This window comes from Sphingomonas paucimobilis NBRC 13935 (assembly GCF_000739895.2).
Taxonomy (GTDB): domain Bacteria; phylum Pseudomonadota; class Alphaproteobacteria; order Sphingomonadales; family Sphingomonadaceae; genus Sphingomonas; species Sphingomonas paucimobilis.
This window is the reverse complement of record NZ_BBJS01000043.1, coordinates 1-24,186: the sequence shown is the minus strand read 5'-3', so window position 1 is coordinate 24,186 and position 24,186 is coordinate 1. Positions and strand designations below refer to the sequence as shown.

The following is a 24,186-nucleotide window of genomic DNA, read 5'->3' as shown; positions in this document are numbered from 1 at the left end:
ATTCAGATCAGGAGCATCATCATGGGTATCATCACCGTCAAGCTGTCGCAGCTTCGCCTTTCCCCGCTCAATCAGCGGCGCGTGAAGCCTTCCGCCGTCGAGAGCATGGCCGACGACATTGCCGCGCACGGCCTGTTGCAAAACCTTGTCGCCTATGAGGACGAGGGCCTGTTCTATGTGTTCGCCGGAGGGCGGCGCTATCGCGGCCTCAAAGAACTGGCGAAGCGCAAGCAGATCAAGAACAGCGACGCGTTTCCCGTCGAGGTCCGCACCAAGGAAGAGGCCATCGAACTGTCGCTCGCGGAGAACTTCCAGCGCGAGGACATGCACCCGGCAGACAGCATCCGCGCCTTTGCGGCGCTACGCGATACCGGCATGGACGCCGAGGAAATCGCTGCCCGGTTCGGTCAGGCGGTCAGCTTCGTCTATAAGATGCTTCGCCTTTCCGCGCTGGCACCGGCGCTGATCGACCTGATCGCCAAGGACCAGTTGTCGCTTGAGGCGGCGCGCGCGCTCACCCTCACTGACGACCACGACCAACAGGTGAAGGTATGCAAGGCGGCGAACGGCCACGCCCACACCATCCGGCGGATGCTCACCACCGAGAAGGTGGACACCACCAGCGGCGCGTTTATCTTCGTCGGGCGCGACGCCTACGAGGCGAAGGGCGGGACGATCACGGTAGACCTGTTCAGCCAAGGGGCCGAGGGGTTTGCCGACCATCCCGAGCTTGTGCAGGAACTGGCGGAGGACAAGCTGGACGGTATCGCCGACGAGTATCGCGCGATCGGTTGGCATGAGGTCCGCGCCACGCTGGACCGGCCCTACGACCTTTACATGAAGGGCAGCCTGTATCCGGCCACGCGCGAGCCGACCGAGGACGAGGCCGCGCGGATCGAGGCAATCGACGTCGCTATCGAACAGATCGCCGAGGCCGAGGGCGAGGACAGCGACCGCATCGCGCCGTTGTCCGATCAGCGGGATGCGATCACTGAGGGCTTGCGCGGGTTCAATGCCGAGCAGGTCGCGGTCGGGGGCGTGGCGCTCTGGGTTTCGCATGACGGATCGCTCGGCAAGAGCTTCTATCGCGCGAAGGCCGAGCCGAAGCCCAAGGCGAGCAGCGGCGAGCCGCAGCCGCTCTACAGCAACAGCCTTGTTGCAGACCTGTCGCGGATCAAGACCCGCATCGTGCAGGAGGCGGTTTCAGCCGACCCGGCGCTGGCGCTGGATGTGCTGCTGGACAGCCTTGCGGGTCAGCTACTCCACGGCGCGCACAGCTATCAGATGGCGATAGACGTGCAGGCCAAGACCATCGCGACCGATGTTGCCGACGACCTTATGGCGACCAGCGACGTGCGGGAGGTCGAAGAAACGATGGCCGACCGCTTCGCATCGGTCCCAGCAGATGGCCGGTTCGAGGTCATTCGCGCCATGAGTCACGACGACAAGATGGCGCTACTCGCCGGATTGGTGGCGATGACGGTGGACGGCACCTTGTTCGCAGGCGGTGCCCCCGGTGCGCGTCACCATCACTTTGAGCAGGTGGCCCGCGCGACAGGCGTGGACATTGCGACCCGCTGGCAAGCCCCCATCGCCCTGTTCGACAAGATGCGCCGTGCGGCCCTTATCGACCTACTCCGCGCCGAATGCGGCGATGCCAGCGCCGACAACTGCGCAACCATCAAGAAGAAGGCAGACTTGGCGGTCAACGTGTCGGGGCGGCTCGCTTCGCACTGGCTTCCCGCGCCGATGCAGATCGGGGCGTTCGACCAGCCCGAGCGGCACGAACTGGACGATCCCGACGCCGATGCCTTCGATGGCGAGGACATGGAGGCCGACGAAATGGCGTAAACGGATACGGGGGGCGGTGATAATCACCCCCTTTTCTCGACCAACCGCCCAGCATCAGCCCCCTCGCCGGCGCGACAGCCATGCTCTGCATGGCCGTCGCGCGCGCTGCCCTTGCAGATCAGCGCACGCCGCCCGCCCACAAGGGACGGGCGGCGCGATGGCGAGTTTAATCGTAATGCGGGCCATCTACGTGAGTGCCGCTCAAATCGACGCCGCGCCGAACTGCCACGAGGTCGAAACGCTTGAAAAATGCGAGCGCTTCCCCCGGCGTGATGCGCAATTCGACAGCACGCACCTCTGCCGGGGCTGGCTCAAACTCAGCAGACCGAAGAAGATAAGCCACCAGCGACACATCGGTCACGGGTGTCCCCTGGTTCTCCCCAGAAGCGATCCTGAATCCAATGACACGCTCGTCGCTTTCAGCTTTTCCCAAAGACACCAGATGGCCGGCAAGCGCGACATTATCGGAAATGTCCGCGGCAACGGTTCCCTTGAAGTCGTTGTATTGGACGCCAGCGTTGAAGGTATCCATTGCTATCACTCCATTCTGCTATTCGCGTGTGAGCCGCGCAGCCCGTCACCCAAGCTGATACTACGACCGCCGCCATTCCTCACCAAGATCGCGCGTGGTTCGAACCATGCGAACAGATCGCCCAAGGCCCGACGTCTGTAAGCATTCAGCCATCGCCGGCGCCGATGTTCGGCCGCGTCATGGATCATATGGCATCGCTGGCAGAGTGCAGCCAAATTGCGTGGTGCGTTGTCGGTGGGGTCATGGTTCAGATGCGCACACGCGATATAGACCCGCGTGATGCGCACGATCGTCGCCACGTCCGACTTAGGCGCACGCACCCGGCGACCGCGCCCGTCGCGCCATTGGTGGCGATCAGCGTCCCACCAGCGTCCGTCACCCAAGTGGAACACCCGCCGGCCGTGCGGGCGCTGGCAATGCTCGCAGCGCCCCTTGGCGCGGCCGAACCGGATCAGCCTCGACAACTCAGGCCAGTCGATCGGGTAGAGCCAGCGATGTTCGGCCATGATCGGCATGACGATTCTATGAGTCAGCCGAGTCGAGAACGAAAGCAGAAAATCGGCTAGCGGTCCGCCCCGTGGGCGGGCGTTGGTTTGTAGAGGCAGTCCGTCAGTCTCCGCCCATCGTGAGGGGCGCGGAACGCCGCCTCAAGGATCAGCGGTCCCCCCAATTTGCTGCGCAAATCGGCTCCCCCGCTGCCCGGCAAGCCGGCCGCTGGCGCGGTCCTATGACCCGGCGTTCCGCGCCCCTCCCGCCGTCGTCGCCAATCACGGCAACACGGAGGTTTCCATGTCCCATCATCGCCTATTCGCGCAGCTCGCCTTCGAGCGCGCGCTGGGGATGGCCGCGCTGAACGCGCTGGTCCAGGCCGTCGTCGAAAGCGACCAGTTCCGCGCCGATGGCCGCGATCGTGACCCGCGCCACTTTTGGGTTCTCGCCGGAGACCTGGAGGAGGTCGTGCAGGATCGCATCCGCGACGTTCTCGATGGTCCCGGTCTCGGTGTTGTCGAGCGTGGCGAGCTGTTCCATCAGCCGCGTATCGTCGATCTGGTGATCGCCGCCCGCGACGCACGCAACGCGCCCTCCTGACGGGGGCGCGCTTGCGCGCGATAGTGCCGTGCGGAGATCCGCACCGCGCAACTCTCGCCGATCGCGATGCGCGCGACCGGCGCTAGGGGAACACCAAGGGCGCTGCCCTTTCGTTCCCGAACGACAATCGACCGCCCGTGTAATCCGCCAACCGCGGCACCCGTCGCCGGAGGCTTCGGCCGCGCTAGGCGGCTCGCCCGCACCAGCGGTAGATTCTCGCTCCCCCTCCCCATCCCGTCCTCGCCGGACAGGCAGGGCCGTGAGGCCGAGCGGCCTTGCGGCCCATGCCAGAAGGAGGATCAGTGATGTGCAGCCCCGAACAACTCGACACCATCCGTCGCCTTAATGACCTAGCCCGGAGCCAACCGGGCACCGCATCCATCGCCAACGTCACGCTGGGTTTCCAGTCTCTCCCCGACGCGGATCGCTTCGCGGCGCTGGCGGCGATCGTCGGCTTCTCGCAATTCACCGGCGACAACGATCCTCACGGAGAACATGATTTCGGCGCGGTTTATCGGCTCGCGACGGGAACGTGGACGCAGGAGCGACCGAGCGACGACAAGGCAATCGCCGAAACCGTTTTCTGGAAGGTGGACTACTACGACAACACGCTTACCTATGGCAGCGAAGCGCCGTGGGATGAGCAACAGACCAAGCGCGTGCTGACGATCATGCTCGCGAGCGAATACTGACGTCCCCGGCGTGCGATCCGCGTTCAAGCGAGCGCGGATCGCGACGCACCGACCGGCTCTTATCGCACGTGATTTGTTGAGGAATCGCGTTGGAAGGCGTAGGGTTATGAGCAGAAAGGATGACCGCGATGGCCCAGATCGATCTTGAAACGCTGCGCGAGCGCATCCGCCAGATGGATTTCGAGCGCGGCAGCCCTGAACAGGTTGCGCTTTGGCGCGAGGACGTAGCGGAAGCCCGTGCCAATCTCGTTATCGAGGATATGACCCCGACCATCGACGAGGACGCGATGTTCTCGATGATGCTCGACGAGGGCGTTCCGCCCGCCCTCATGCCCTCGATTATCCTCAGTCTCTATCAGCCCGGAACCCGCCAGATCGCTGCCTGACCTTGGCAAGCGATCCTTATACATATCCCGGCACCGAGACGCTTCGTAACCGGCTCGGGATTACGGAAGACAAAACGCTTACCGAGGCCGAACGACGACTGACGCAGGCGCGCGGCGCGGAGGCTGCGCGCCTGACCTTTCCAGCCACCGCCGACGGCTACCGTGCCCTTCACAAACACCTGTTCCAAGACCTCTACGATTGGGCAGGCCAGGACCGCACCGTCAACATCGCCAAGGGCGGATCGAGCTTCGCCGCCGTCCCCTACATCGCGCGCGAACTCGACAAGCGGTTCGCCGAGGTAGGAGCGCAGAGCGGCTTGCGGGTGCTTCCTCGCGACGAGTTTTTCGATCGGCTCGGCAACCACATCAACGAGATCAACGCCATTCATCCCTTCCGCGAAGGGAACGGGCGCACCATGCGCCACCATGCCGCCCAGCTCGCCCGCGAAGCCGGCCACCCGATCCGCATCGCCGCGATCGACAAGGACCGTTGGATGGAGGCGTCCCGTCACGGCTTTCTTACCGGCGATCATCGCGGAATGGCGGCGGTTCTCTCCGCAGCGGCGATCAAGCGCGACCTCGCGCCCGAGGCGCGGATTGGCCCCGCAGGGATCGCCATGCTCCCCAAGCGCGCGCCGCCCGAGGGGCAACGCTACCGCGTGACGCTGACCAAGGCGCGCGAGGAGCTGGAACGCTATTTGCCGGCCGCTCGCCAACAGGCGGCCGATCGGCTGCGTGGGTTGATTAAGGAGGGTGCCCCCTCCCCCGCCATCGCCAACGCGCGCACCGAACTCGCCTATGTCCGCCATGCCAAAGGGCCGATCTATCAATCGCACCTTCTCACCTATCTAGGTGTCCGTCAGGTCGATGCCGTCGTGACGCCGCAGCAGACGCCGTTGGAGCGCGTGCGGGAGATCGGCGCAGCACTCGGTGTTCAAATCAACAACCAGCAGCCGGCCCAGCTCCAGCGCGCCGTGCGGTCGCTGGAGCGGCCGATCCTGCCCCCTGGTCACTCGCCGGGGCAGGAGCGGCTTGCCGAGCTGTTCCTGAAGAACACGCCGGAGAAGAACCAAGCCGATCCGCGCCTTGCGCCCGCCCAGGCAATCGTCGACGCGGCCATGAAGACCGCGCGCGATCGGGGCGAGAGCGCGCGCATGGTCGGAGCCATCGCGGAGTCGACGCGCCAGCTCGTCGCCGATCGGATCAAAGCGGGCGGATCGCTGGACGTCAAAATCGGCCGCGCGACCCCGGCGCAAGCGCCAGCACCGCGCGATAAGGACCGGAGTCGCTGACAGCTTTTGGAGGACGGGGGAATGTGCAATCGGTTGTGTGATTGCGGTCCCCGCCGCAAGCGGGAACCGGATTGTCAACGCAAGGAGATGCGGTCGTGAAACCTGATACGGTCACCGTCACAGATGAAACGTGAGTTGTCACCTTCGTGTCGAATATCTCAAAGTGCCTGCTTCCGGCATTCAGAATTGATATCAACCCTCCATGCTTCAAAGAACTTCATTTCCGGGTTGGGAAATATCAGATCGAGAGCGCAAAATACTCACGCTAAACTTTTATTGCGTTCTCTTGATTAAAACCGCGTAGTCGCGATTTTTGACATCCATGATCCGTCTTGCTCGGTCTTAACGTCAGCGGCAGGGATCGAACCCGCACCCCATTGCCGGGGATCGCTTTAGCGATACGTCTGCCAATCCTGGGGATGAGACCTCCCCGGTGCCGCGCGAAGTCTTCCCTACCGAGAAGAAGACCCCTCGGTGCGCCTGGGCGTGCGGTGATCGTCGCCGGGCAACCGGCCATTGGAGCCGGTCACGATGGAATGGGGCTTCGCGATCCAGGCGCCGAGCAAGCGCGACCCGGTCGTGAAGCTGGACAAGTATGTGACCCATGGCCGCAACCTCGCTTCATCGATGTGGAAGCCGTCGCTCGCCAACCCGGAGCGGCGCTGCCTTGTCCCGTTCACCCATTTCGCCGGACCCCACCCCGAGGGCGGGACTGGCGACGATGGCAAGCCCCGGCAGATGTGGTTCTTGATCCCCAATGAGCCGATCGCGTTCTTCGTCGGCATATGGCGACCGACTGTGCGTAGCGAAGCCTACGCCTTCGCCGAACGCGATCGTCTCGCCATGGCATCCCAAGGCGATGCCGGTAATCCTCCATCTGCGTGACTTCACCACATAGCTTGACGGGCCCCACGAAACGGCGCTGGCGCTGGTGCGACCCTATGATGGATGATGCGGACCGCGCTGCCTATGCGACCGGCGTGCTTCGCACCGGGAGCCGGATCGAGGGGCGACGCTGGTATCAAGACAATACCCTCGAACCTATCCGCGACGAGACGTTGCGCGAGGGATCGGTGCATAGCTTCATGAATAGGCAATCAGTACTAAGTTCAATTAACCATGCCATAACGGTTTCAATGCGACATGTCGGTGCGCTGAAGGCGCACCGAGGTAAAATATGAGCAGCATCTCCATCAATGATGTCATGGCTTTGCGGAACGCTGTCCTCGACAAGAACGCGGCGCTTCGGAACGTAGCAAGCAACCCGAACTCTGTCTCCGTGTCCGGGGCTGCGAAAGGAGCGGCTTTTGACGCAGCGATGCACACCGCGCTGGGAAAGGCGGATAGCCCAAATTCTGTCTCAGGCGTGGGCGGAGCGGCGGCCGTTTCGCAATCAGGACACGCCGATCTAGGCGGCTTCGCCGCTACTTTTCAGACGCAGCTTCAAAAAATTAATGCGATCAATGCGCGCGCTGGTGCTTTGACGGTTGCCTACGAACGCGGAGAGGAAACCGACATCGCGAAGGTGATGCTTGCGCGGCAGGAGTCCTCAATCGCATTCGAGGCGACGTTGCAGGTTCGCAACAAAGTGCTGTCCGCCTACAAGGACATTATGAGCATGCCGGTGTAGCGCAATCCCGAAAGCACCTCCCTGAGTCGTTAATCCCTGCTGAGAAATACGTTCACGCACCAGCCTCCGCCTACCTCCATTAGCTTCCCTTCGGCTTACGAGCACTGTTGTGCATGGACACGATCTTCCAGCTGCCGCCCACCTTTTTAAGTACGCTTGAGGCAACACCGAGCCGTTCGGCCGCCTCACCGGTTTTGGGCTGAATCCGGTAACGGTAGGTTTCGGTTGCAAGGGCAACCGGTCCCTCGAAGCGGACGTCGACCTTGTAGTCTGAGAAACGGAACGATTTGAACTGCTTCAGCTCGGGACCGAGATGATGAGCCAAGTACGTGGTGTAGCTGCCCTCAGATGCTCCTGTCTCGAAAATCTGCGCGTTGGTCGTGAACAGTCGCTCGGTTCCAGCGGCGTCAAGCTTTTCGATCGCCTTCTTGTACGACGACAGCACAGCCTTCACGGCGCGCGCATCAGCGGCTCGAGCGTCAGACTGCGCCCACGCCGCGGCGGGCAGAGCAATTGACAACGCCATGATCGTCTTCATCCCGATGTTCATTCCTGATCTCCCAAAATAAAACTCTCCACTTTAGGCTATCGCCGTTTGAGGCAATACGGGGACCGGTGAGAGGATGGTCGAAAACGTACGCTAAGCGTCCCGGCTTTGCTGGTGGAGGCGCAGCGGCCTGAACCGCTCGCGAGGTTTGTCGATCTCGCCCCAGAGATAGTCGCCGGTGAGGCCGATATGCTCCCAGCCCAGAGGGGCGACGTGGGCGAGCAGCTCGTCGGGCACGTCGACGCCGCTGCCGCGCAGATGACGGACAGCTCGGTCGAGATAGACGGTGTTCCAGAGCGTCATGGCCGCGGTGACGAGGGTCAGGCCGGAGGCGCGATGGCGCTGGTTCTCGAAGGTGCGGTCGCGCAGTTCGCCGAGGCGGTTGAAGAAGATGGCGCGGGCGAGCGCGTTGCGGGCCTCGCCCTTGTTGAGAATGCTGCCGGTGCGACGACGCTGGTCGGGATCATCGAACCAGTCGAGCATGAACAGGGTGCGTTCGATCCGACCTATCTCCCGCAGCGCGCGGGCGACCGAGTTCTGACGCGGGAAGCCCGCCAGCTTGCGGAGCATGACCGAGGCGCTCACCGTGCCGGCGCGGATCGAGGCGGCAAGGCGCAGGGTTTCGTCCCAGTTCTCCTCGATCGCGCGGATCTTGACCGGACCGGCGACGAGCGGGCGCAGCGTCGGCCACGAGTCGAGCGGCGACAGGCTGTAGAGCCGGCGCTCGTTGAGGTCGCGGATGCGGGGCGCGAAGCGGAAGCCGAGCAGATGGCACAGGCCGAAGACATGATCGACCGCGCCGGCGGTATCGGTCGCATGTTCGCGGATGACCAGCTCGCTTTCATGGTCGAGCAGGCCGTCGAGGACATGCGCGGCCTCGCCGGCATTGGCGGCGATGACCTTGGTGTGGAACGGCGTGAAGCGGTCGGTGACGTGGGTGTAGAACAGCACGCCTGGTTCGGTGCCATAGCGGGCGTTGTGATCGGCGCGGGCCTCGCCCTGACCACCGGCACGAAAGAACTGCCCGTCCGACGACGATGTATCGCCCGGTCCCCAGACCGCCGCGAGCGGATGCGCGGTATGGCAATCGACGATCGCCGCCAGCGCCGACAGATAGGTTTCGTCGCGCACATGCCATTCCGCCGTCCAGCGCAGGCGAGACAACGTCAGCCCGCGCGAGCTTTCGGCCATGCGGCCCAGGCCGAGGTTGGTCGCATCGGCGAGGATCGCACCCATCAGCGCGGACTGGTCGGAGGCGGGGGCGCCGCTGCGCGCATGGACGAAACGGTCGGCGAATCCCGACCATGCGGCGACCTCGACCAGCCGATCGGTGATTCGGACGCGCGGCAGCATCGCGTAGAGCCGGGCCTTTAGCGCATCGGCATCGTCGGACGGGGATCGCCGGATCGACGATATGAGCAACTGCCCGCGTTCGATCGTCACATCGACCAGCTCGCCCGCTGCGGCTGCGCGCTCCACCTCCGTCATGCGCCGGGCCAACAGGGTGCGGCGTTCCTCGTACCATTTGGAAAAGTCGGTCGGCACAACCAGGCGCAGATCGCCGCTCGCGCGCATCGCTTCGAAGGCGGGCATGGGCAGCTGATAGTCGTCGAGCGTGCGATAGGCGCGGCTGCCGTCCACCCAGATGCTGCCCGAGCCGAGCCGCTCGCGCAGGTGGGCGATCACTGCGATCTCATAGGCGCGCCGGTCTATCGTCCCTTCCGCCGGCTGCACGACCTTGCGCCAGCGCGGCTTGATGAAGCTGGTCGGCACTCGCTTCGGCAGGACCGATCGACCGTCGCGGTACATCGTGCGCAGCACCTCGATCGCGCCGAGCAGCGGATCAGCCAACCGCGCGGTGCGGAAGGTGAAAGCGGCGAGAAACGTCGGGGCGAAACGCCGCACGGCGGGATAGCGTTCGACCACTTCTTCCAGCCCGTCATCGGCCGAGCGCGTCAGATCCTCGGCAAAGCGGATGCTGCGTTCGAGCTGATCCCAGCCCATCTTCGCGTCGATCGCGCGGAAGGCATCGCGCCCGCTCGCACGAGCATCTACCAGCAGGCGACCGAGCCGGGCATGGAAACGCGCGGTGTCCTTCAGCATCCGTGCCTGGCCGAGCAGCCGATCGGAGCGGGTGCGGTCGGCACGGCGGAACAGCGCGCCCACCATCTTCTCCACCATGACCAGCGCGGCGTCGGTCAACGTCGCTTCCATCTCGATCACGGAAGCTACGAGCATGGCGAGCCGGCGCGGACGTTCGAGACGCCGCAGGTGCTGGGCGGTGACGATGCCGGCGGTCCGCGCAATGACGGCATAGCGAGCAGCATGGATACGTCGTGCTCGATCAGCCGCGATCCCGATGCCGCGCACGGTGTCGAGCCGTTCGACGATTCCCTTCAGGTTCGCGGCCGATGGTGCTTCCGGCCATTCGCGTATCCATCCTAGCCGGGTGCGCCCATCATCGTCGGAGGCGATCATGTGTTCGAGTGCGGCTTCCTGTTCGGTCGAACAGTCGCGGATCAGATTGGAATGGGCCGCCTTGCGCGCCCGTGTCCGCACGATGAGGGCGAGCCGTTCCAGCGTCGATGTCGCCGGCAGTACGATCCGGTCCGCCCGCAAGCGATCGACCATGCCTGTGACGATCGTCTCACCTCTATCAGTCGAAGCGGCAATCTCCGATCCCAGCGCCAGCATCGCCCGTACATCCACCCGCGCGAAGGCGCGCAGACCGAGCAGAGCTTCGATCTCGGCCCGGTGTTCGCGCAATGTCGTGGGGCGCGTGGCATAGCCGGTGAAGTCGTCGGCTACGCACCCGATCTGATCGGCGAGCAGCGCGAGCATGGCGGCGGGCACCGCATCCCCCGTCAGTAGCCTGCGACCGGGATGACGCAGGTAGCAAAGCTGCACCGCATAGCCGAGCCGGTTCGCCCCGCGCCGACGTCGCGCCACCTGTGCCAGATCGTCGGGACCGAGCGTATAGAGCCGTTCGATCGTCGCGCGATCGGCAGGCGGGTCGAAGATCACAGCACGCTGCGCGGGCGACAGGATGGTCTTGGTCGGCATCGGCTTCCTGTTCGTCACGAAACAGGAAAGCGTACCCGTTCATGGAGCATAGACCAGAAGACGGGTTATGTGACATTATCGCGATTGATCGACGGGCAATGCCGCTCCGTCACGTGAACGGACGTATATGTGACAACGCAGATCGGTTACGCGCGGGTGTCCAAGGCGGACGGCAGCCAGGTCCACGACCTGCAGCACGACGCGCTGGTCGCGGCCGGCGTCGATCCCGAGCATATCTATGAGGATGCCGCATCGGGCCGGCTCGACAAGCGACCGGGACTGGACGCCTGCCTGAAGGCGCTGCGCCGCGACGACACGCTGGTCATCTGGAAACTCGATCGGCTCGGCCGCGATTTGCGCCACCTCGTCAATACGGTTGGTGATCTGACGAAGCGTGGCATCGGGTTGAAGGTGCTGGCGGGCGAAGGCGCGTCGATTGACACAACCACCGCCAACGGTCGGCTGATCTTCGCGATTTTCGCCGGCCTCGCCGAGTTCGAGCGAGAACTGATCGTCGAGCGCACGCGCGCCGGTCTGGAGTCCGCTCGGGCACGCGGTCGGCACGGCGGGCGTCCGTTCAAGATGACGCCGGCCAAACTGCGTCTCGCCCAGGCCGCGATGGGCAAACCGGAAACCAAGGTCGCGGAGCTATGCGCCGAACTCGGCGTGACGCGCCAAACACTCTACCGACACGTCACGCCGAAGGGCGAGATCAGGCCCGATGGTGAAAAGCTGTTGGCGCGAGGGCGCCGATAGCAGTCGGCTGAAGCTGCTCAGGTTCAGAGCGACGATGCCGTAACGTAGGTTCCTACCGCAATCACGACGGCGGCAAAGCCACGTTCGAGCAGCCCCTTACGGGTGCCGAGAACCTTGCCCAATGCAATACCGCCGATCGTTCCAGCGACGCCGCCCACGACCAGCATCGCGGTCACGCTCCAGTCGACCAGCCCCGACAGGGCGTAGGACAAGGCGGTGGTCAACCCCAGCGCGCTGACGACGACCAGCGACGTGCCGATCGCGAAGGGCAGCGGCATCGCGGTCGCGAGGATCAGCCCCGGCACGATCAGGAAGCCGCCCCCGATCCCGAAGAAGCCGGCGGCAAGCCCGACGCCCAGCCCGATCGGAACCAAGCGCGGCAGCAGCGTCGAGGCGCTATCGCGGGTCAGTCGCACGTCCGGCGCTTCCGCCGTGCGGCGCTTGCGCAACATCGACAAACCGACGCCAATCATCAGAAGCCCGAACAGGACAAGCAGTCGCTTGCCGTCGAACGCCTTGCCCAACTCCGCCCCCAGCGCCGCGCCGATCATTCCGGAGACGGCGAAGACACTGGCGCACCGCCATTTCACGCGGCCCGCTCGCGCATGGCCGACCAGGCTGGCAAGCGCATTGACGGTGACGGCGACAGCGGCCGTCCCGATCGCAGCGTGCGGTGATCCGACGCCGACAACATAGATCAGGAGTGGCACGGCGAGGATCGACCCGCCTCCGCCGACAAGGCCGAGGATCAGGCCAATCACGCCGCCCGATGCAAGCGCGGCAAGGGTGGCAGCGGTGTCCACGATCGCCTCAGGCTGTCGCGCGCCGGTTCCAGGGCATGACGCGCAGCAGGTTGGCCATGCCGCACCACCCCGTCACGCCCGCGAACATCAGCCCCGCCCCGACGAACGCCGACAGCCCGAAGAAGCCGGGAGCGACGAACGTGCCGAGCAGAACGCCGATCAGCACCAGCCCACCGGCGGTAATCTGCACCTGCCGCATGATTTCCAACGGCTGCGACCGATCGGCGACGGTGGGCTGTCCTGCCTGCCGCCACGCATCGATGCCGCCGCCCAGGATATAGGCCGGCGCGCCACCCGCTGCCGCGCCGAGCTGCGCCGCATTGGCGGCGGTGCGCATCCCGGACTTGCAGTGAAAGACGACCGGACGATCGTCGCGCGGGAGATCGCCGATCCGGTCGAGCGGCACGTTCATCGCGCCGGGAATGCGTTCGCGCGCATGCTCGTCGGCACCGCGAATGTCGATCAGGCGCGCACCGGCATCGATCGCGGCACGGGTATCGTCGGGAGAAAGGGTCGCGAGCGTCATCGCATCAATCCTTGCAGTAGAGCTGGTAGAGAGTGCCGAGCAGCGTTTCGACGCGGGCATCCGCGATGGCGTACCAGAGCGTCTGGCTCTCCCGCCGGTAGGTGACGAGACCCTCGTCGCGCATCCTGGCCAGGTGCTGCGAGCAGGCCGACTGCGACAAGCCGACATCACGGGCCAGATCGCCGACCGTCATCTCGCCATGCTCGACCAGCTTGCACAGCAGCATCAGCCGGCGAGCATTGCCGATCGCCTTCAGCGTGTCGGCGACCTGCCCGGCCTTCGCCTCGAATGTCGCCAGGTCCATCGGCGGTTTGAGCATCATCGCCACTCCATTAGGTGTTGCTTATGTAGCACCAGCTAATATATTAGCAAGCGCTAACGGAGAAAATCATGACTCAGCCCCTCATCGAGGCGTTTTTCGACGAGCCGACCAATACGATTAGCTACCTCGTCGGCGATCCCGCGACACGGACTGCGGCGGTGATCGATCCAGTCCTCGACTTCGACATGGCGAGCGGCGTCGCCGACACGCGCTCGGCCGAGCGGATCGTCGCCTTCGCCCGCGAGCAGGACTGGCGGATCGCGATGGTGCTGGAGACGCACGCTCATGCCGATCATCTGTCGGCCGCACCCTTCATCAAGGCGCATACAGGCGCATGGATCGGGATCGGCGCGCATATCCGCGACGTGCAGAAAATCTTCCGCCCCGTGTTCGCGATGGATGATCTGAAAACGGACGGCTCGGACTTCGACCGCCTGTTCGAGAATGGCGACCAGTTCGCGATCGGGGCGCTGGCGGTCGAGGTGCTGCATGTCCCCGGCCACACCCCGGCCGACGTGACCTATCTGATCGGCGATGCGGCGTTCGTCGGGGATACGCTGTTCATGCCCGACTATGGCACCGCCCGCGCCGACTTCCCGGGCGGGGATGCGCGGACGCTCTATCGCTCGATCCGCTGGCTATTGGCGCTGCCCGACGAGACGCGACTGTTCCTCTGCCACGACTACAAGGCACCGGGTCGCGACGACTATCGCTGGGAGACGACGGTGGGCGAGCAGCGACGGTCGAGCGTCCACGTCCATGACGGTGTGAATGAGGACGACTTCGTCGCCATGCGCGAGCAGCGTGACGCCGGGCTATCCGTGCCCAAGCTCCTGCTGCCCTCGATCCAGGTCAACATCCGCGCGGGCCATTTCGATCAGGCGGAGGCGAACGGTGTCACCTACTTGCGTATTCCGGTAAAATGGAAAGCCGGCCATCCGTGATGTCATACGATCGCTGACACGGCTTTGTGCTTAGCGTACGTTTTCGACCATCCTCTCACCGGTCCCCGGATCAAGGTCGATCCGCCGGTGGATTTTCTACGTCCCAACTCGAAATGGCATCGTCATCTTCGCGCTGAGCCCAGCGGCGACCACCGGCTTTGGGAAATCGCGGTGCTGTTCCACATCCGCGACGCCTTCCGGTCCGGTGACATATGGTTGGCGGGATCGCGCCGCTATGGCGACCTCAAGCAGCTTCTGGTCCCGCCACAGGCGATAGAGCAGACCGCGCGGCTCGCCGTGCCGCTGCGACCCGGCGAATGGCTGGCCGAGCGCAGGGCTCGACTGGATACACGGCTGAAGGAGTTTGGCCGCGCGGCGCGAACCGGCACGATCCCAGGCGGCATCATCGAGAACGGCAAGCTGCACATCGACAAGCTGAGGGCCGACACGCCCGAAGGGGCCGAGGATCTCGTGCTCGATCTCTATCAACAGCTCCCGCCCGCGAGGATCACCGATCTGTTGCTGGAAGTCGATGAGCGAACCGGATTTTCCGAGGCGTTCACGCATCTGCGCACCGGCGCGCCCTGCAGCGACCGGATCGGCCTGATGAACGTGTTGCTGGCGGAAGGCGTCAATCTCGGTTTGCGCAAGATGGCGGCGGCGACCAACACGCACAGCTTCTGGGAATTGCTGCGGATCGCGCGCTGGCATGTCGAAGGCAGCGCCTATGATCGGGCGCTCGCCATGATCGTGGAGGCCCACGCCGCCCTGCCCATGGCCGCCTTCTGGGGACAAGGGCAATCGGCATCCAGCGACGGGCAGTTCTTCCTTGCTACCGAGCAGGGCGAGGCGATGAATCTGATCAACGCGAAATATGGCAACGTCCCGGGCCTCAAGGGATACAGCCATGTGTCCGATCAATATGCGCCGTTCGCAACCCAGGTGATCCCGGCAACGGTCAGCGAGGCTCCCTATATCCTGGACGGGCTGCTCATGAATGACGCGGGCCGCCGCGTTCGCCAGCATTTTGCCGACACGGGCGGCTTCACCGATCATGTGTTCGCCGCCTGCGCCTTGCTCGGCTACAGGTTCGCCCCCCGTATCCGCGATCTCCCTCAGAAAAGACTCTATGCCTTCACGCCCAACGCGACGCCGGCCAATGTGCGAGCGCTGGTCGGAGGTAAGATCAATGAACCGCACATCGAGCGCAACTGGCCCGACATCCTGCGCATCATGGCGACGATCGCAGCGGGGATCGTCGCCCCCAGCCAGATTCTTCGCAAGCTCGCCTCTTACCCGCGCCAGAATGAGCTGGCCCTCGCATTGCGAGAGGTGGGCCGCATCGAGCGAACCCTGTTCATGATCGACTGGATTCTTGATGCCGGCCTCCAGCGCCAGGCTCAGATCGGCCTCAACAAGGGTGAGGCCCACCACGCCCTAAAGCGCGCCATCAGCTTCCACCGCCGAGGTGAAATCCGGGATCGATCCGGCGAAGGCCAGCACTATCGCATCGCCGGAATGAACCTGCTCGCCGCCATCATCATATTCTGGAACACCATGAAGCTCGGCGAGGTCGTCAATACCCGGGCCGCCAGCGGTACCCATATCGCGCCTGATCTACTCGCCCACGTCTCGCCGTTGGGATGGGAACACATCAATCCAACCGGGGAATATCGCTGGCCCAAATCCTTAGCGTAGGATTCCGCCCCCTCCCGCAAACGCCCCCTACGATTGAGAAGCGCGGCGGAATCTCTTAGATTGATCGCTGGAGGCTTTGTTCGCGGAGACGCGCACATTGCCTTCTTTTCGTTTTAGGAAGCGCTGCCCTAAGCGACAGAAGCCAGAGCTTTGACAATGCGGCATTCCGCGATGGAGCCGACCATGTATCTTGATCCTATCGGTGCAGACACGCGATGATGGCGGTCACGACGGCGGTGGTTTCCGCGACGTCGCGCACCCTCACTGTGTCGAGGCCGATTTCAGCAGCGGGATAGTCATTCCCACCGGGGAATATCGCATCCCCAATGAACAGCATCCCGTCGAGCGGGACACCGCTCTCGGCACTCAGGCGCTTCAGGCCATAGCCCTTGTCGATCCCTGCTCTGGTCACGTCGATCGATGTCGTGCCACCGAGATTGATCGAGAGCTCCGGCAGCTTCGCGCGCAACGTGGCCTGCAACGCGGTCCTCTTCTTTCGGTCAGGATCCCACGCTTCCTTTTCCTTCAGCGGCGCTGCCTGCCCCAGGCCCGAAAAGGTGATCTGGCTGCCCCGGTCCTCGATCCGTTCGCCCCAGATACGTTCGTCGGCGAGACCGGCATCGGTCAGCGCCTGATCGAAGGCCATGCGGATCTTCGCCTTCTCCGCGTCGTCGAACAGTTCGGCATAGACCGCGCGCCAAGCGCCATTGATGAACCGATAGAGTTTCGTGCCTGTGGTCGGCATCAACCAGAGACGGTCGAGCGCGACGCCGGCAGGAAGGCGCGAGGCGATCTGCTTTTCGAACTGCGGCCAGTCCCCGCCCGAGATCACCGCCACATCCGTGATGGCGAGCAATCGGGCGAGGATTGCGGCCATATCCTCCGATAACGGCCGCTTGCTCTCGGCAAGCGTGCCGTCGAGGTCGAAGGCGATCAGCCACTTCATGCCGCCTTCCCTGCCGGATCGCGGTAGGCGAGCAGCCTGAGCGCATTGATGACGACGAGCAGCGTCGATCCCTCATGAACCGCCACCGCTGGCCCAATGCCGAGGCCGAGGATGGTAGCAGGCACCAGGAAGGCGACGACACCCAGGCTGACGAAGACGTTCTGCCGGATGATTCCACGGGTATGGCGGCTAAGACCGACTGCGAATGGCAGGTGCGCCAGATCGTCGGCCATCAGCGCCACGTCGGCTGTCTCCAGCGCAACGTCCGACCCCGCCGCGCCCATCGCGATGCCGACCGTGGCGCTTGCCATCGCCGGCGCATCGTTCACGCCGTCGCCCACCATCGCGACCTTGTCTTCGCCGGCGAGCTTCTTGATCGCGGCAACCTTGTCTTCGGGCATGAGGTCGCCCCACGCTTCGTCGATCCCGACTTCGTCGGCGATCGCTTCGGCGACTTTCTGGTGATCGCCGGAGATCATTATCATCCGCGACACGCCCATCTCGTGCAGCCGACGCAACGCGGTCTTGGCAGCTTCGCGAGGCGTGTCCATCAGGCCGATCGCGCCCAGGTCGCGGTCCCCCTTGCGGACCACCATTGTCGTGCGGCCGTTCTCGCGCAGCTTCGCGATTGCGTCCTGCGCGCCCTGCCCCAGCGCCGGAATGCCCTCACTTCCGAACATCTCGGCCTTGCCGATCCACACCGTCTCGCCATCCACGCTCGCGGTGACGCCCCGACCGGTCAGGCTCTTGAGGTCGCCGGCAGTCGGCACGGCACGATCGTTCAGACGTTCGCGGCCGTCCTTGACGATCGCTTGGGCCAGGGGATGGTCGCTCAACGCTTCGACGGCGACAGCCAGCGCCAGCAACTCGCCTTCATCGGCGCCATCGACGGGCACGACATCAGTGATGCGCGGACGACCTTCGGTCAGCGTGCCCGTCTTGTCGAAAGCGATCGCTTTGAGCGACCCGAGGTTTTCGAGCGGTGCACCGCCCTTCACGAGCACGCCGCCCCGCGCTGCACGGGCAACGCCCGACAGGACCGCGCTCGGCGTTGCGATCGCGAGCGCGCACGGGCTTGCCGCCACCAGCACCGCCATCGCGCGATAGAAGCTGTCGCGGAACGGCTCGTCGACGACCACCCATGCGAACAGCAGGAGCACTGACAGGACCAGGACGGCGGGCACGAAGATCCGTTCGAACCGGTCGGTGAAGCGCTGCGTCGGCGACTTCTGCGTCTCCGCTTCGCTCACCATCTTCACGACCTTGGCAAGCGCGCTTTCATTGGAACGGCGTGTCACCTCGATCTCGATCGCGCCGCCGCCGTTGATCGTACCAGCAAAAACCCGGCTTTCCGCGTCGACTGCATCGGGCTTGGCGCGTGCCGCTGCGGCATCTGCGACCGGCACCTTGTCGACCGGGATGCTTTCACCCGTGACCGGGGCCTGGTTGATCGCGCTGGTGCCCTTGATGACGAAGCCGTCGGCAGGCAGGCGCTCGTTCGGGCGGACGATGGCAATGTCCCCGACGACCATCTGCTCGACCGGGATTTCGCTGGTCTGCCCGCCGCGTCGCACGGTCGCGGTTTCGGGCGCGAGCTTCGCCAGCGCCTCGATCGCCTTCTTGGCGCGGCCCATTGCATAATGCTCAAGCGCATGGCCGAGGCTGAACAGGAACAGCAGCAGCGCACCTTCGGCCCATGCGCCCAGCGCAGCGGCGCCGGCCGCAGCGACCAACATCAGCGTGTCGATCTCGAACTTCTTCATCCGGAGGTTGTCGATCGCCTCGCGCAGCGTGAAGAATCCGCCGAAGAAATAGGCTGCGATATAGCAGGCGGTCGGCAGCCATTCGGGCGCGCCAGCGACCAGCCTCTCGATCGCGTAGCCGATCCCCAGCAGCGCGCCACAGGCGAGCGCGAAGATCAGCTCGGTATTGGGGCCGAGAAATTCGGCGTGGCTATGGTCGTGGCCATCGCCGGGGCCGTGCTTCTCTTCGCCCGCGCCGTGGCCCCCGGGGCCGTGGTCGTGGCCGGCATGTTCATCGGCAGCGACCCGCTTGCCCACCCTCACCTTCAGCTTGCGAAGCGCAGCGCGCACCTCCTCTTCGGTGGTTTCGCGGCGATCATATTCGACCCGGACAGACCCGCTGGTGCTGGCGCTTGCCTGGACCACGCCGGGCAAGGCGCACAGCGCATCGCTGACCGTGCGCGCCCGACGTTCGTGGTTGATCCCCGTCACCTGCCAGATCGCATGGCCGTAGCGCTCGGTGATTTCGGCACCTGCGGCGCGCACCATTTCGCGCAACCGTGGCAGCGGCAGCTTGGCGGCATCGAAATGGATGCACAGCGCCGCTGGCGTGTTGCCGTCGAGACAGATCACATGCGCCCGCTCGACACCTTCGCGCTTTGACAGGGTTGATACGAGACGGTCCAGGCAGGCATCGGCCGCGTCAGGAAGGTCCGGCAACAACACTGGAATGTCGAGTTCGAGCTTGTCGTTCATGACGACCTCCTTTCGCTTTTCTTGGTTTCGGCGCGCGCGTCGCGCAGGATTTCGACACCGCCCTTGATGGCGATGATGGCGGTGGCGAAGCCGACCAGCAGGTCCGGCCAATTGGTACCCAACCACAGCACCAGCACGCCGGCGATCAGGATGCCGCCGTTGGAAATGAAGTCGTTGAAGCTGAAGGTGGTTGCGGCCCGGAGATTGACGTCCGGATCCTTGAGGCGCTGGAGCAGCCGCAGGCAGAGGTAATTCACGACGCCGGCGATCGCGGACATGACCATCATGGTAGGTCCGATGGGCTCGCTGCCCTGCACGTAGCGCCGTCCGACATCGATCAAGATGCCGCCCGCGAAGATCAGCAGCATGACGCCCGAAGCGACCGCGGCGCGTGTCTTCCATGTCTGGCCCCGGGTGAGCGCCACAAGGCTCAGCGCATACACAGCCGTATCGGACAGGTTGTCGACGCCGTTGGCGATCAGCGCGCTCGAGTCCGCGAAGAAGCCGGAAACGAAGAAGCCCGCAGCGATCGCCGCGTTCAGCAGCAGGACGATCCACAGTGTGCGGCGCTCCTGCCCGCCATTGTTGTCGTTGCCCGGGATCATCCCATCATCTCCTCAAGTGTCAGCAGGGCCAGGAAGCCGACGAAAAACATCGAGCTGATGAGCGGGGTGTCGGGTTTCTCGTGCGCCTCGACCAGCAACTCCTCCGTGACGAGGTAGAGCAGCGCCATCAGCCCGAAGCTGAGGAAGCCGGCGATCATCACCGGCGACAGCGCGGCGACCGGCACGGCAGCGAGCGCGCCGATCGGCAGCAGCAGGGCCAATGCCGAGACGATCACGATGATGCGCAAGCGCGAGCGATAGGTTTCCGCCAGCTCGTCGGTCAGCGTCAGTCCCAGAAATAACACTTCCAGAGTGAGCGCGATCGTCAGCAGGAGACCTGCCTTCTCGCCCGCCACGAAAGCGAGGCCGAGCACCAGGCCGTCGACCAGAATGTCGATGCCGATCGCGGCGAGTAGCGCCATCAGCCCCTTGAAGCGGGCCTCAAGAGCCTTGAGCCCCAGCATGGTCGCGACGCCCGCCGCCCCGCCGATCAACGTCGCGCTGGGCGATGCCTCATGCTTGACCTGCGGCAGGATTTCGGTCGCTGCCGCCGCGAACACGACGCCGGCAGCGAGATGCTGTAGGCCCGCCACGAGGCCAGGTTTCAACTTGGTGCGGCTCGCGACAATCGCGCCGAGCACGACCGCCAGCACAGGCGCAAGCGTATAGAGCAGTGCCTGCATTTCCTAGGACTCCTCCGGGGTTCGGTGGCAGACGCGGATCTTCCCGCGTCGCGTGAACGCGATCGATCCGCCCGCCACGACAGCCCGCGAATGGTCGCCGCGAAACTCGTCACCGGTTCGCTGCGCGCGCAGGATCTCGGTCCTGCCCTTCGGCAGCCAGGTGACGGCCATTTTCAAGCCGTCATCGATGAAGTCGACATCGGCGCGTGTGCCGTCGTCGCAGTACATGATGCGCTGCGCGATTAGTTTCGACGTCAGATGCTTTTCATGCGCCGGCTCGGTAGGCTGGGTCGGCGCTGGATTACACGCCCCTATAACCGCCCCGGAGACGAGAACGACGCCGAGGCGCGCGATCGCCAGACCGGCCCGATTCAGGCCGCACAAGGTTGTCACATTTGAAATCGACGTGTCAGACATCGGTCTCTTCCGACGAAGCGCCCTGTGGCGTTCGAAGGCAGGGCAGTTCATCGCGTGCCTTCCCGCTCGCAGATCCGGGTACGGCCATCGCCTTCCACGATGGTGAGCTGCGACCCCTTGAAGGTCGCGGTGGCTGTTTCGCCGACATATTGCAGGCCCTGCGCTGGCGCGGTCAGCATCATCGGCGGTCCCCCGTTGGAGCGCCGCAAATCGATCTGCAGGCCGTTGTCCTTGTAATCGACGAACAGCGGTTCCCCGTCGGAACAGCGATATCTATGCCGCCCCATTTCCCCGGTCGCCACGGCGCTGTCGGACGAATGGATCTGCTGCTCCGTTGGCGGGGCTGGCGGCTTTCTTTCCGAGCACGCCGCGAGCCCGACAACGAGGATGACGGCGGGCAGCACCCGCTTACAGTGCATCATCATCGCGCCTTCCTCCTGTAGCGGAAGGGGACGCGCTGACGATTGATAGCCCGGGCAGGCTGACCTACCCGCCAGCGGAGATAGGTTGCGAGGCGATCGTCAGATTCGACCATCAGGGATCGCAGGCGGCGCAACATCATCGCCGCGAACGGCAGGGAGAGCGCCCCGCGCAGCGTGCAGCTATGCGTTAGCCTGGTGCCGCCATCGTCCCCCGCCAGCTCGTACCGCTCTTCGAGCGTGAACAGATAGGGGATGCCGCAGGACCAAGCGAAGGCGTGCGGTTTATCGAATCGATCAATCCGTGCTGGCGTCCGAATTGGCCGGGTGATGCCCTGGATCGCAAAGGTGCATTCTGTGTCGCCGAGCCGGGACGGATCATCGAGAAATACGAGCGGACTCCACGCCCGGCGATGATCCGGATCGGTGAGTGCCGACCAGATGCGCAGTGGCCCGCCGTGAAGCATCGAGCTGGTTATGGTGCGAGGCATATCCCCATCTCCCAGAGATGGGCGGGGCGATCGCGGATCGCCCCGCCCATCCATCAGGCCAAGTTGTTCACGAAGGTCTGACCGTGGTCGTCCCCTTCATGCTCCTCATTGTAGTGCTCGGGTTTCTCGATCACTTTCTGCCCGAACCGGGCATAGAGTGTCGGCAGCACGAACAGCGTAAGAAGCGTCGCCGAGATCAGACCGCCGATGACGACCGTCGCCAAAGGCTTTTGAACCTCTGCGCCGGCGCCTTCGCCCAGCGCCATCGGCACGAAGCCGAGGCTGGCGACTAGCGCGGTCATGATGACGGGTCGCAGACGCTGCATCGCGCCAACATGCGCGGCTTCCTCGCGGCTCATCCCTGATCGGATCAGATCTTGGATCGAGCTGACCATGACGAGGCCGTTGAGGACCGCGATGCCCGAGAGGGCGATGAAGCCCACTGCCGCCGAGATCGAGAAGTCCATGCCCCGCAGGAACAGCAACAGGACGCCGCCCACCAGCGCGAAAGGCACGCCGGTGAACACGATCGCGGCGTCGCGGACCGATCCCAACGCCCCGTAGAGGAGCAGCAGGATCAAGATGAAGCAAGCCGGAATGACCAGCTTCAGCCGTTCGCTTGCCGATTGGAGGTTCTCGAACTGGCCGCCCCATTCGAGATAGGTGCCGGCAGGCAGCCGGAGTTGGCTGCCGATCGCCGCCTGCGCATCCGCCACGACGGATCCGACGTCGCGGCCACGCACGTTGGCTTGCACCACCACGCGCCGCTTGCCGTTCTCGCGGCTGATCTGGTTCGGACCATCGACCACCTTGATCTCGGCGACGCTGGACAGCGGTACATAGCCGCCGCCTGCCACCGGCACCTGCACCTGTTGGAGCAGGCCGATGTCGGCACGCTGCGCCTCCGACAGGCGGATCACCACGGGGAAGCGACGGTCGCCCTCGAAGATCTGGCCCGATGTTCGCCCGCCGATCGTCGCAGTCACGGTGTCCTGCACATCCTGAGCCGTAACGCCCAACCGCGCCATCGCGTCGCGGTTGACGCGAATGTCGAGCATGGGAAGACCGGTCGTCTGCTCCACCTTCACGTCCGCTGCGCCTTGCGTTCTGCGCAGCACCGCCGCGATTTGCTCGGCCGTCCGGTTCATCTGGTTGAAGTCGTCCCCGAACACCTTCACCGCGATGTCGCCGCGCACGCCGGCGATCAGCTCGTTGAAGCGCATCTGGATGGGCTGGGTGATCTCGTAGGCATTTCCCGGAATCTTCGCGAGATTACCCTCGATCCGGCTGACCAGCTCCTCCTTGGGAAGCTCAGGATCCGGCCAATCCTTGCGCGGCTTCAGGATGACGAACATGTCGGTCGCGTTCGGCGGCATCGGGTCGGCCGCCAGCTCGGCGGTGCCCGTCTTGGAATAGACGAATTGCACCTCCGGCTGCTTCGACATCATCCGCTCGATCGGCACCTGCATCGCCTGGCTCTGCTGGACCGACGTTGCCGGAATGCGGAGCGACTGGATCAGCAAATCGCCTTCGTCGAGCTGCGGCAGGAACACCGAGCCGAGCGTAGTGAAAGCAAGCGCCGCCACCACAAGGCTTCCCACACCCGCACCGATCGTCAGCGTCGGGCGCTTCATGGCCCGGTCGAGACCGGGTTCGTAGCGCTTCTTCAGCCACGTGATGATGCGGCCGTCCTTCTCCTCGACCTTCTTCGACAGCCAGATCGCAATCATCGCCGGCACGAAGGTGAGAGAGAGGATGAAGGCGAAGGCGAGCGCGATGATGACGGTCAGCGCCATCGGTCCGAACGTTTTACCCTCCACGCCGGTCAGCGTGAGCAGCGGTACGTAGACGAGGATGATGATTGCCTGCCCGTACACAGAGGGACGGATCATCTCACGCGCAGCGGCTGCCACGGTCGCGAGCCGTTCCTTGACGCTGAGCAATCGGCCTTCATGATGCTGTTGCTCGGCAAGCCGGCGCAGCGCGTTTTCGACAA

At 64.4% G+C, this 24,186-nt stretch carries 24 protein-coding genes and 1 pseudogene; 10 read left to right on the top strand and 15 right to left on the bottom strand.

Features of this window, described 5'->3' with window-relative positions:
• The first annotated feature begins 21 nt into the window (after positions 1–21).
• On the top strand, positions 22–1,851 hold the full coding sequence (locus SP6_RS13030) for a ParB/RepB/Spo0J family partition protein (RefSeq protein ID WP_042469188.1): 1,830 nt from the start codon (positions 22–24) through the stop codon (positions 1,849–1,851).
• A 166-nt stretch (positions 1,852–2,017) separates the two neighbouring features.
• On the opposite strand, the gene SP6_RS13025 is transcribed toward SP6_RS13030, so the two are convergent.
• Together SP6_RS13025 and SP6_RS13020 are read right to left on the bottom strand one after the other, a co-directional pair.
• Positions 2,018–2,383, bottom strand: coding sequence for a hypothetical protein (locus SP6_RS13025; protein ID WP_042469187.1), 366 nt, complete (start codon positions 2,381–2,383; stop codon positions 2,018–2,020).
• A gap of 5 nt (positions 2,384–2,388) precedes the next feature.
• Complete coding sequence (locus tag SP6_RS13020) at positions 2,389–2,898, bottom strand: hypothetical protein (RefSeq protein WP_231738850.1); 510 nt, start codon at positions 2,896–2,898, stop codon at positions 2,389–2,391.
• A gap of 274 nt (positions 2,899–3,172) precedes the next feature.
• Here SP6_RS13020 and SP6_RS13015 point away from each other — a divergent pair, with 274 nt between their 5' ends.
• From SP6_RS13015 to fliE, 6 genes are all read left to right on the top strand, one after another.
• Positions 3,173–3,472 (top strand): hypothetical protein, encoded by a 300-nt coding sequence (locus SP6_RS13015; protein WP_042469185.1) that lies wholly within the window; start codon positions 3,173–3,175, stop codon positions 3,470–3,472.
• 305 nt (positions 3,473–3,777) lie between these two features.
• Complete coding sequence (locus tag SP6_RS13010; RefSeq protein ID WP_042469183.1) at positions 3,778–4,164, top strand: DUF3768 domain-containing protein; 387 nt, start codon at positions 3,778–3,780, stop codon at positions 4,162–4,164.
• Positions 4,165–4,292: 128 nt separating this feature from the next.
• Positions 4,293–4,550, top strand: coding sequence for a hypothetical protein (locus tag SP6_RS13005; protein WP_042469301.1), 258 nt, complete (start codon positions 4,293–4,295; stop codon positions 4,548–4,550).
• 2 nt (positions 4,551–4,552) lie between these two features.
• Positions 4,553–5,842, top strand: a complete 1,290-nt coding sequence (locus tag SP6_RS13000; RefSeq protein WP_042469182.1) for a Fic/DOC family protein — start codon at positions 4,553–4,555, stop codon at positions 5,840–5,842.
• A gap of 516 nt (positions 5,843–6,358) precedes the next feature.
• Complete coding sequence (locus SP6_RS12995; protein WP_233419826.1) at positions 6,359–6,727, top strand: SOS response-associated peptidase family protein; 369 nt, start codon at positions 6,359–6,361, stop codon at positions 6,725–6,727.
• Positions 6,728–7,019: 292 nt separating this feature from the next.
• Complete coding sequence (fliE, locus tag SP6_RS20475; protein ID WP_042469180.1) at positions 7,020–7,472, top strand: flagellar hook-basal body complex protein FliE; 453 nt, start codon at positions 7,020–7,022, stop codon at positions 7,470–7,472.
• Between the two features lie 79 nt (positions 7,473–7,551).
• On the opposite strand, the gene SP6_RS12985 is transcribed toward fliE, so the two are convergent.
• Positions 7,552–8,010 carry a YybH family protein gene (locus SP6_RS12985; protein WP_042469300.1) on the bottom strand — a complete coding sequence of 153 codons (459 nt, stop codon included), beginning with the start codon at positions 8,008–8,010 and terminating at the stop codon, positions 7,552–7,554.
• Positions 8,011–8,112: 102 nt separating this feature from the next.
• Positions 8,113–11,082, bottom strand: a complete 2,970-nt coding sequence (locus SP6_RS12980) for a Tn3 family transposase (protein ID WP_042469179.1) — start codon at positions 11,080–11,082, stop codon at positions 8,113–8,115.
• A 129-nt stretch (positions 11,083–11,211) separates the two neighbouring features.
• On the opposite strand from SP6_RS12980, the gene SP6_RS12975 reads away from it, so the two are divergent.
• On the top strand, positions 11,212–11,838 hold the full coding sequence (locus SP6_RS12975) for a recombinase family protein (protein WP_082052512.1): 627 nt from the start codon (positions 11,212–11,214) through the stop codon (positions 11,836–11,838).
• 23 nt (positions 11,839–11,861) lie between these two features.
• On the opposite strand, the gene SP6_RS12970 is transcribed toward SP6_RS12975, so the two are convergent.
• The 3 genes from SP6_RS12970 to SP6_RS12960 are packed head-to-tail and all read right to left on the bottom strand — an operon-like array spanning position 11,862 to position 13,489.
• Positions 11,862–12,641 (bottom strand): sulfite exporter TauE/SafE family protein, encoded by a 780-nt coding sequence (locus SP6_RS12970; RefSeq protein ID WP_042469177.1) that lies wholly within the window; start codon positions 12,639–12,641, stop codon positions 11,862–11,864.
• Between the two features lie 7 nt (positions 12,642–12,648).
• Positions 12,649–13,167 (bottom strand): rhodanese family protein, encoded by a 519-nt coding sequence (locus SP6_RS12965; RefSeq protein ID WP_042469176.1) that lies wholly within the window; start codon positions 13,165–13,167, stop codon positions 12,649–12,651.
• Positions 13,168–13,171: 4 nt separating this feature from the next.
• Positions 13,172–13,489: an ArsR/SmtB family transcription factor gene (locus SP6_RS12960; RefSeq protein ID WP_042469298.1), complete on the bottom strand. Its 318-nt coding sequence runs from the start codon at positions 13,487–13,489 to the stop codon at positions 13,172–13,174.
• 68 nt (positions 13,490–13,557) lie between these two features.
• Here SP6_RS12960 and SP6_RS12955 point away from each other — a divergent pair, with 68 nt between their 5' ends.
• Both SP6_RS12955 and SP6_RS12950 read left to right on the top strand, forming a co-directional pair.
• Positions 13,558–14,433: an MBL fold metallo-hydrolase gene (locus tag SP6_RS12955; protein WP_042469175.1), complete on the top strand. Its 876-nt coding sequence runs from the start codon at positions 13,558–13,560 to the stop codon at positions 14,431–14,433.
• Between the two features lie 54 nt (positions 14,434–14,487).
• Positions 14,488–16,131 (top strand): annotated as a pseudogene (locus SP6_RS12950) (Tn3 family transposase); the annotation flags it as partial.
• Positions 16,132–16,327: 196 nt separating this feature from the next.
• Here the strand turns inward: SP6_RS12950 and SP6_RS12945 are convergent.
• The 8 genes from SP6_RS12945 to SP6_RS12910 all read right to left on the bottom strand — a co-directional run.
• On the bottom strand, positions 16,328–17,077 hold the full coding sequence (locus SP6_RS12945; protein ID WP_042469173.1) for an HAD-IIB family hydrolase: 750 nt from the start codon (positions 17,075–17,077) through the stop codon (positions 16,328–16,330).
• The gene (locus SP6_RS12940) at positions 17,074–19,575 is read right to left on the bottom strand and encodes a heavy metal translocating P-type ATPase (protein ID WP_004212886.1); all 2,502 of its coding nucleotides are present in this window, start codon (positions 19,573–19,575) and stop codon (positions 17,074–17,076) included. Before SP6_RS12940 ends, SP6_RS12945 begins: the two co-directional genes overlap by 4 nt.
• On the bottom strand, positions 19,572–20,180 hold the full coding sequence (locus SP6_RS12935) for a cation efflux transmembrane domain-containing protein (RefSeq protein WP_004212885.1): 609 nt from the start codon (positions 20,178–20,180) through the stop codon (positions 19,572–19,574). The genes SP6_RS12940 and SP6_RS12935 overlap by 4 nt, the downstream gene beginning before the upstream one ends.
• Positions 20,177–20,863: a ZIP family metal transporter gene (locus SP6_RS12930; protein ID WP_042469170.1), complete on the bottom strand. Its 687-nt coding sequence runs from the start codon at positions 20,861–20,863 to the stop codon at positions 20,177–20,179. The genes SP6_RS12935 and SP6_RS12930 overlap by 4 nt, the downstream gene beginning before the upstream one ends.
• Before the next feature lie 3 nt (positions 20,864–20,866).
• On the bottom strand, positions 20,867–21,280 hold the full coding sequence (locus tag SP6_RS12925) for a hypothetical protein (protein WP_004212881.1): 414 nt from the start codon (positions 21,278–21,280) through the stop codon (positions 20,867–20,869).
• A 47-nt stretch (positions 21,281–21,327) separates the two neighbouring features.
• Positions 21,328–21,705: a hypothetical protein gene (locus SP6_RS12920; RefSeq protein WP_004212880.1), complete on the bottom strand. Its 378-nt coding sequence runs from the start codon at positions 21,703–21,705 to the stop codon at positions 21,328–21,330.
• A complete protein-coding gene (locus SP6_RS12915; RefSeq protein ID WP_004212879.1) occupies positions 21,702–22,190 on the bottom strand; it encodes an SRPBCC domain-containing protein in 489 nt (162 codons plus the stop codon). The genes SP6_RS12920 and SP6_RS12915 overlap by 4 nt, the downstream gene beginning before the upstream one ends.
• A 53-nt stretch (positions 22,191–22,243) precedes the next feature.
• On the bottom strand, positions 22,244–24,186 hold a 1,943-nt coding region (locus SP6_RS12910; RefSeq protein ID WP_042469167.1), incomplete at its 5' end, for an efflux RND transporter permease subunit.

Bases quoted from the DNA above. Each gene is read 5' to 3' on its own strand.
- SP6_RS13030 (WP_042469188.1), top strand. From the start codon at position 22: ATGGGTATCATCACCGTCAAGCTGTCGCAGCTTCGCCTTTCCCCGCTC.
- SP6_RS13025 (WP_042469187.1), bottom strand. From the start codon at position 2,383: ATGGATACCTTCAACGCTGGCGTCCAATACAACGACTTCAAGGGAACC.
- SP6_RS13020 (WP_231738850.1), bottom strand. From the start codon at position 2,898: ATGCCGATCATGGCCGAACATCGCTGGCTCTACCCGATCGACTGGCCT.
- SP6_RS13015 (WP_042469185.1), top strand. From the start codon at position 3,173: ATGTCCCATCATCGCCTATTCGCGCAGCTCGCCTTCGAGCGCGCGCTG.
- SP6_RS13010 (WP_042469183.1), top strand. From the start codon at position 3,778: ATGTGCAGCCCCGAACAACTCGACACCATCCGTCGCCTTAATGACCTA.
- SP6_RS13005 (WP_042469301.1), top strand. From the start codon at position 4,293: ATGGCCCAGATCGATCTTGAAACGCTGCGCGAGCGCATCCGCCAGATG.
- fliE (WP_042469180.1), top strand. From the start codon at position 7,020: ATGAGCAGCATCTCCATCAATGATGTCATGGCTTTGCGGAACGCTGTC.
- SP6_RS12985 (WP_042469300.1), bottom strand. From the start codon at position 8,010: ATGAAGACGATCATGGCGTTGTCAATTGCTCTGCCCGCCGCGGCGTGG.
- SP6_RS12980 (WP_042469179.1), bottom strand. From the start codon at position 11,082: ATGCCGACCAAGACCATCCTGTCGCCCGCGCAGCGTGCTGTGATCTTC.
- SP6_RS12965 (WP_042469176.1), bottom strand. From the start codon at position 13,167: ATGACGCTCGCGACCCTTTCTCCCGACGATACCCGTGCCGCGATCGAT.
- SP6_RS12960 (WP_042469298.1), bottom strand. From the start codon at position 13,489: ATGATGCTCAAACCGCCGATGGACCTGGCGACATTCGAGGCGAAGGCC.
- SP6_RS12955 (WP_042469175.1), top strand. From the start codon at position 13,558: ATGACTCAGCCCCTCATCGAGGCGTTTTTCGACGAGCCGACCAATACG.
- SP6_RS12945 (WP_042469173.1), bottom strand. From the start codon at position 17,077: ATGAAGTGGCTGATCGCCTTCGACCTCGACGGCACGCTTGCCGAGAGC.
- SP6_RS12940 (WP_004212886.1), bottom strand. From the start codon at position 19,575: ATGAACGACAAGCTCGAACTCGACATTCCAGTGTTGTTGCCGGACCTT.
- SP6_RS12935 (WP_004212885.1), bottom strand. From the start codon at position 20,180: ATGATCCCGGGCAACGACAACAATGGCGGGCAGGAGCGCCGCACACTG.
- SP6_RS12930 (WP_042469170.1), bottom strand. From the start codon at position 20,863: ATGCAGGCACTGCTCTATACGCTTGCGCCTGTGCTGGCGGTCGTGCTC.
- SP6_RS12925 (WP_004212881.1), bottom strand. From the start codon at position 21,280: ATGTCTGACACGTCGATTTCAAATGTGACAACCTTGTGCGGCCTGAAT.
- SP6_RS12920 (WP_004212880.1), bottom strand. From the start codon at position 21,705: ATGATGATGCACTGTAAGCGGGTGCTGCCCGCCGTCATCCTCGTTGTC.
- SP6_RS12915 (WP_004212879.1), bottom strand. From the start codon at position 22,190: ATGCCTCGCACCATAACCAGCTCGATGCTTCACGGCGGGCCACTGCGC.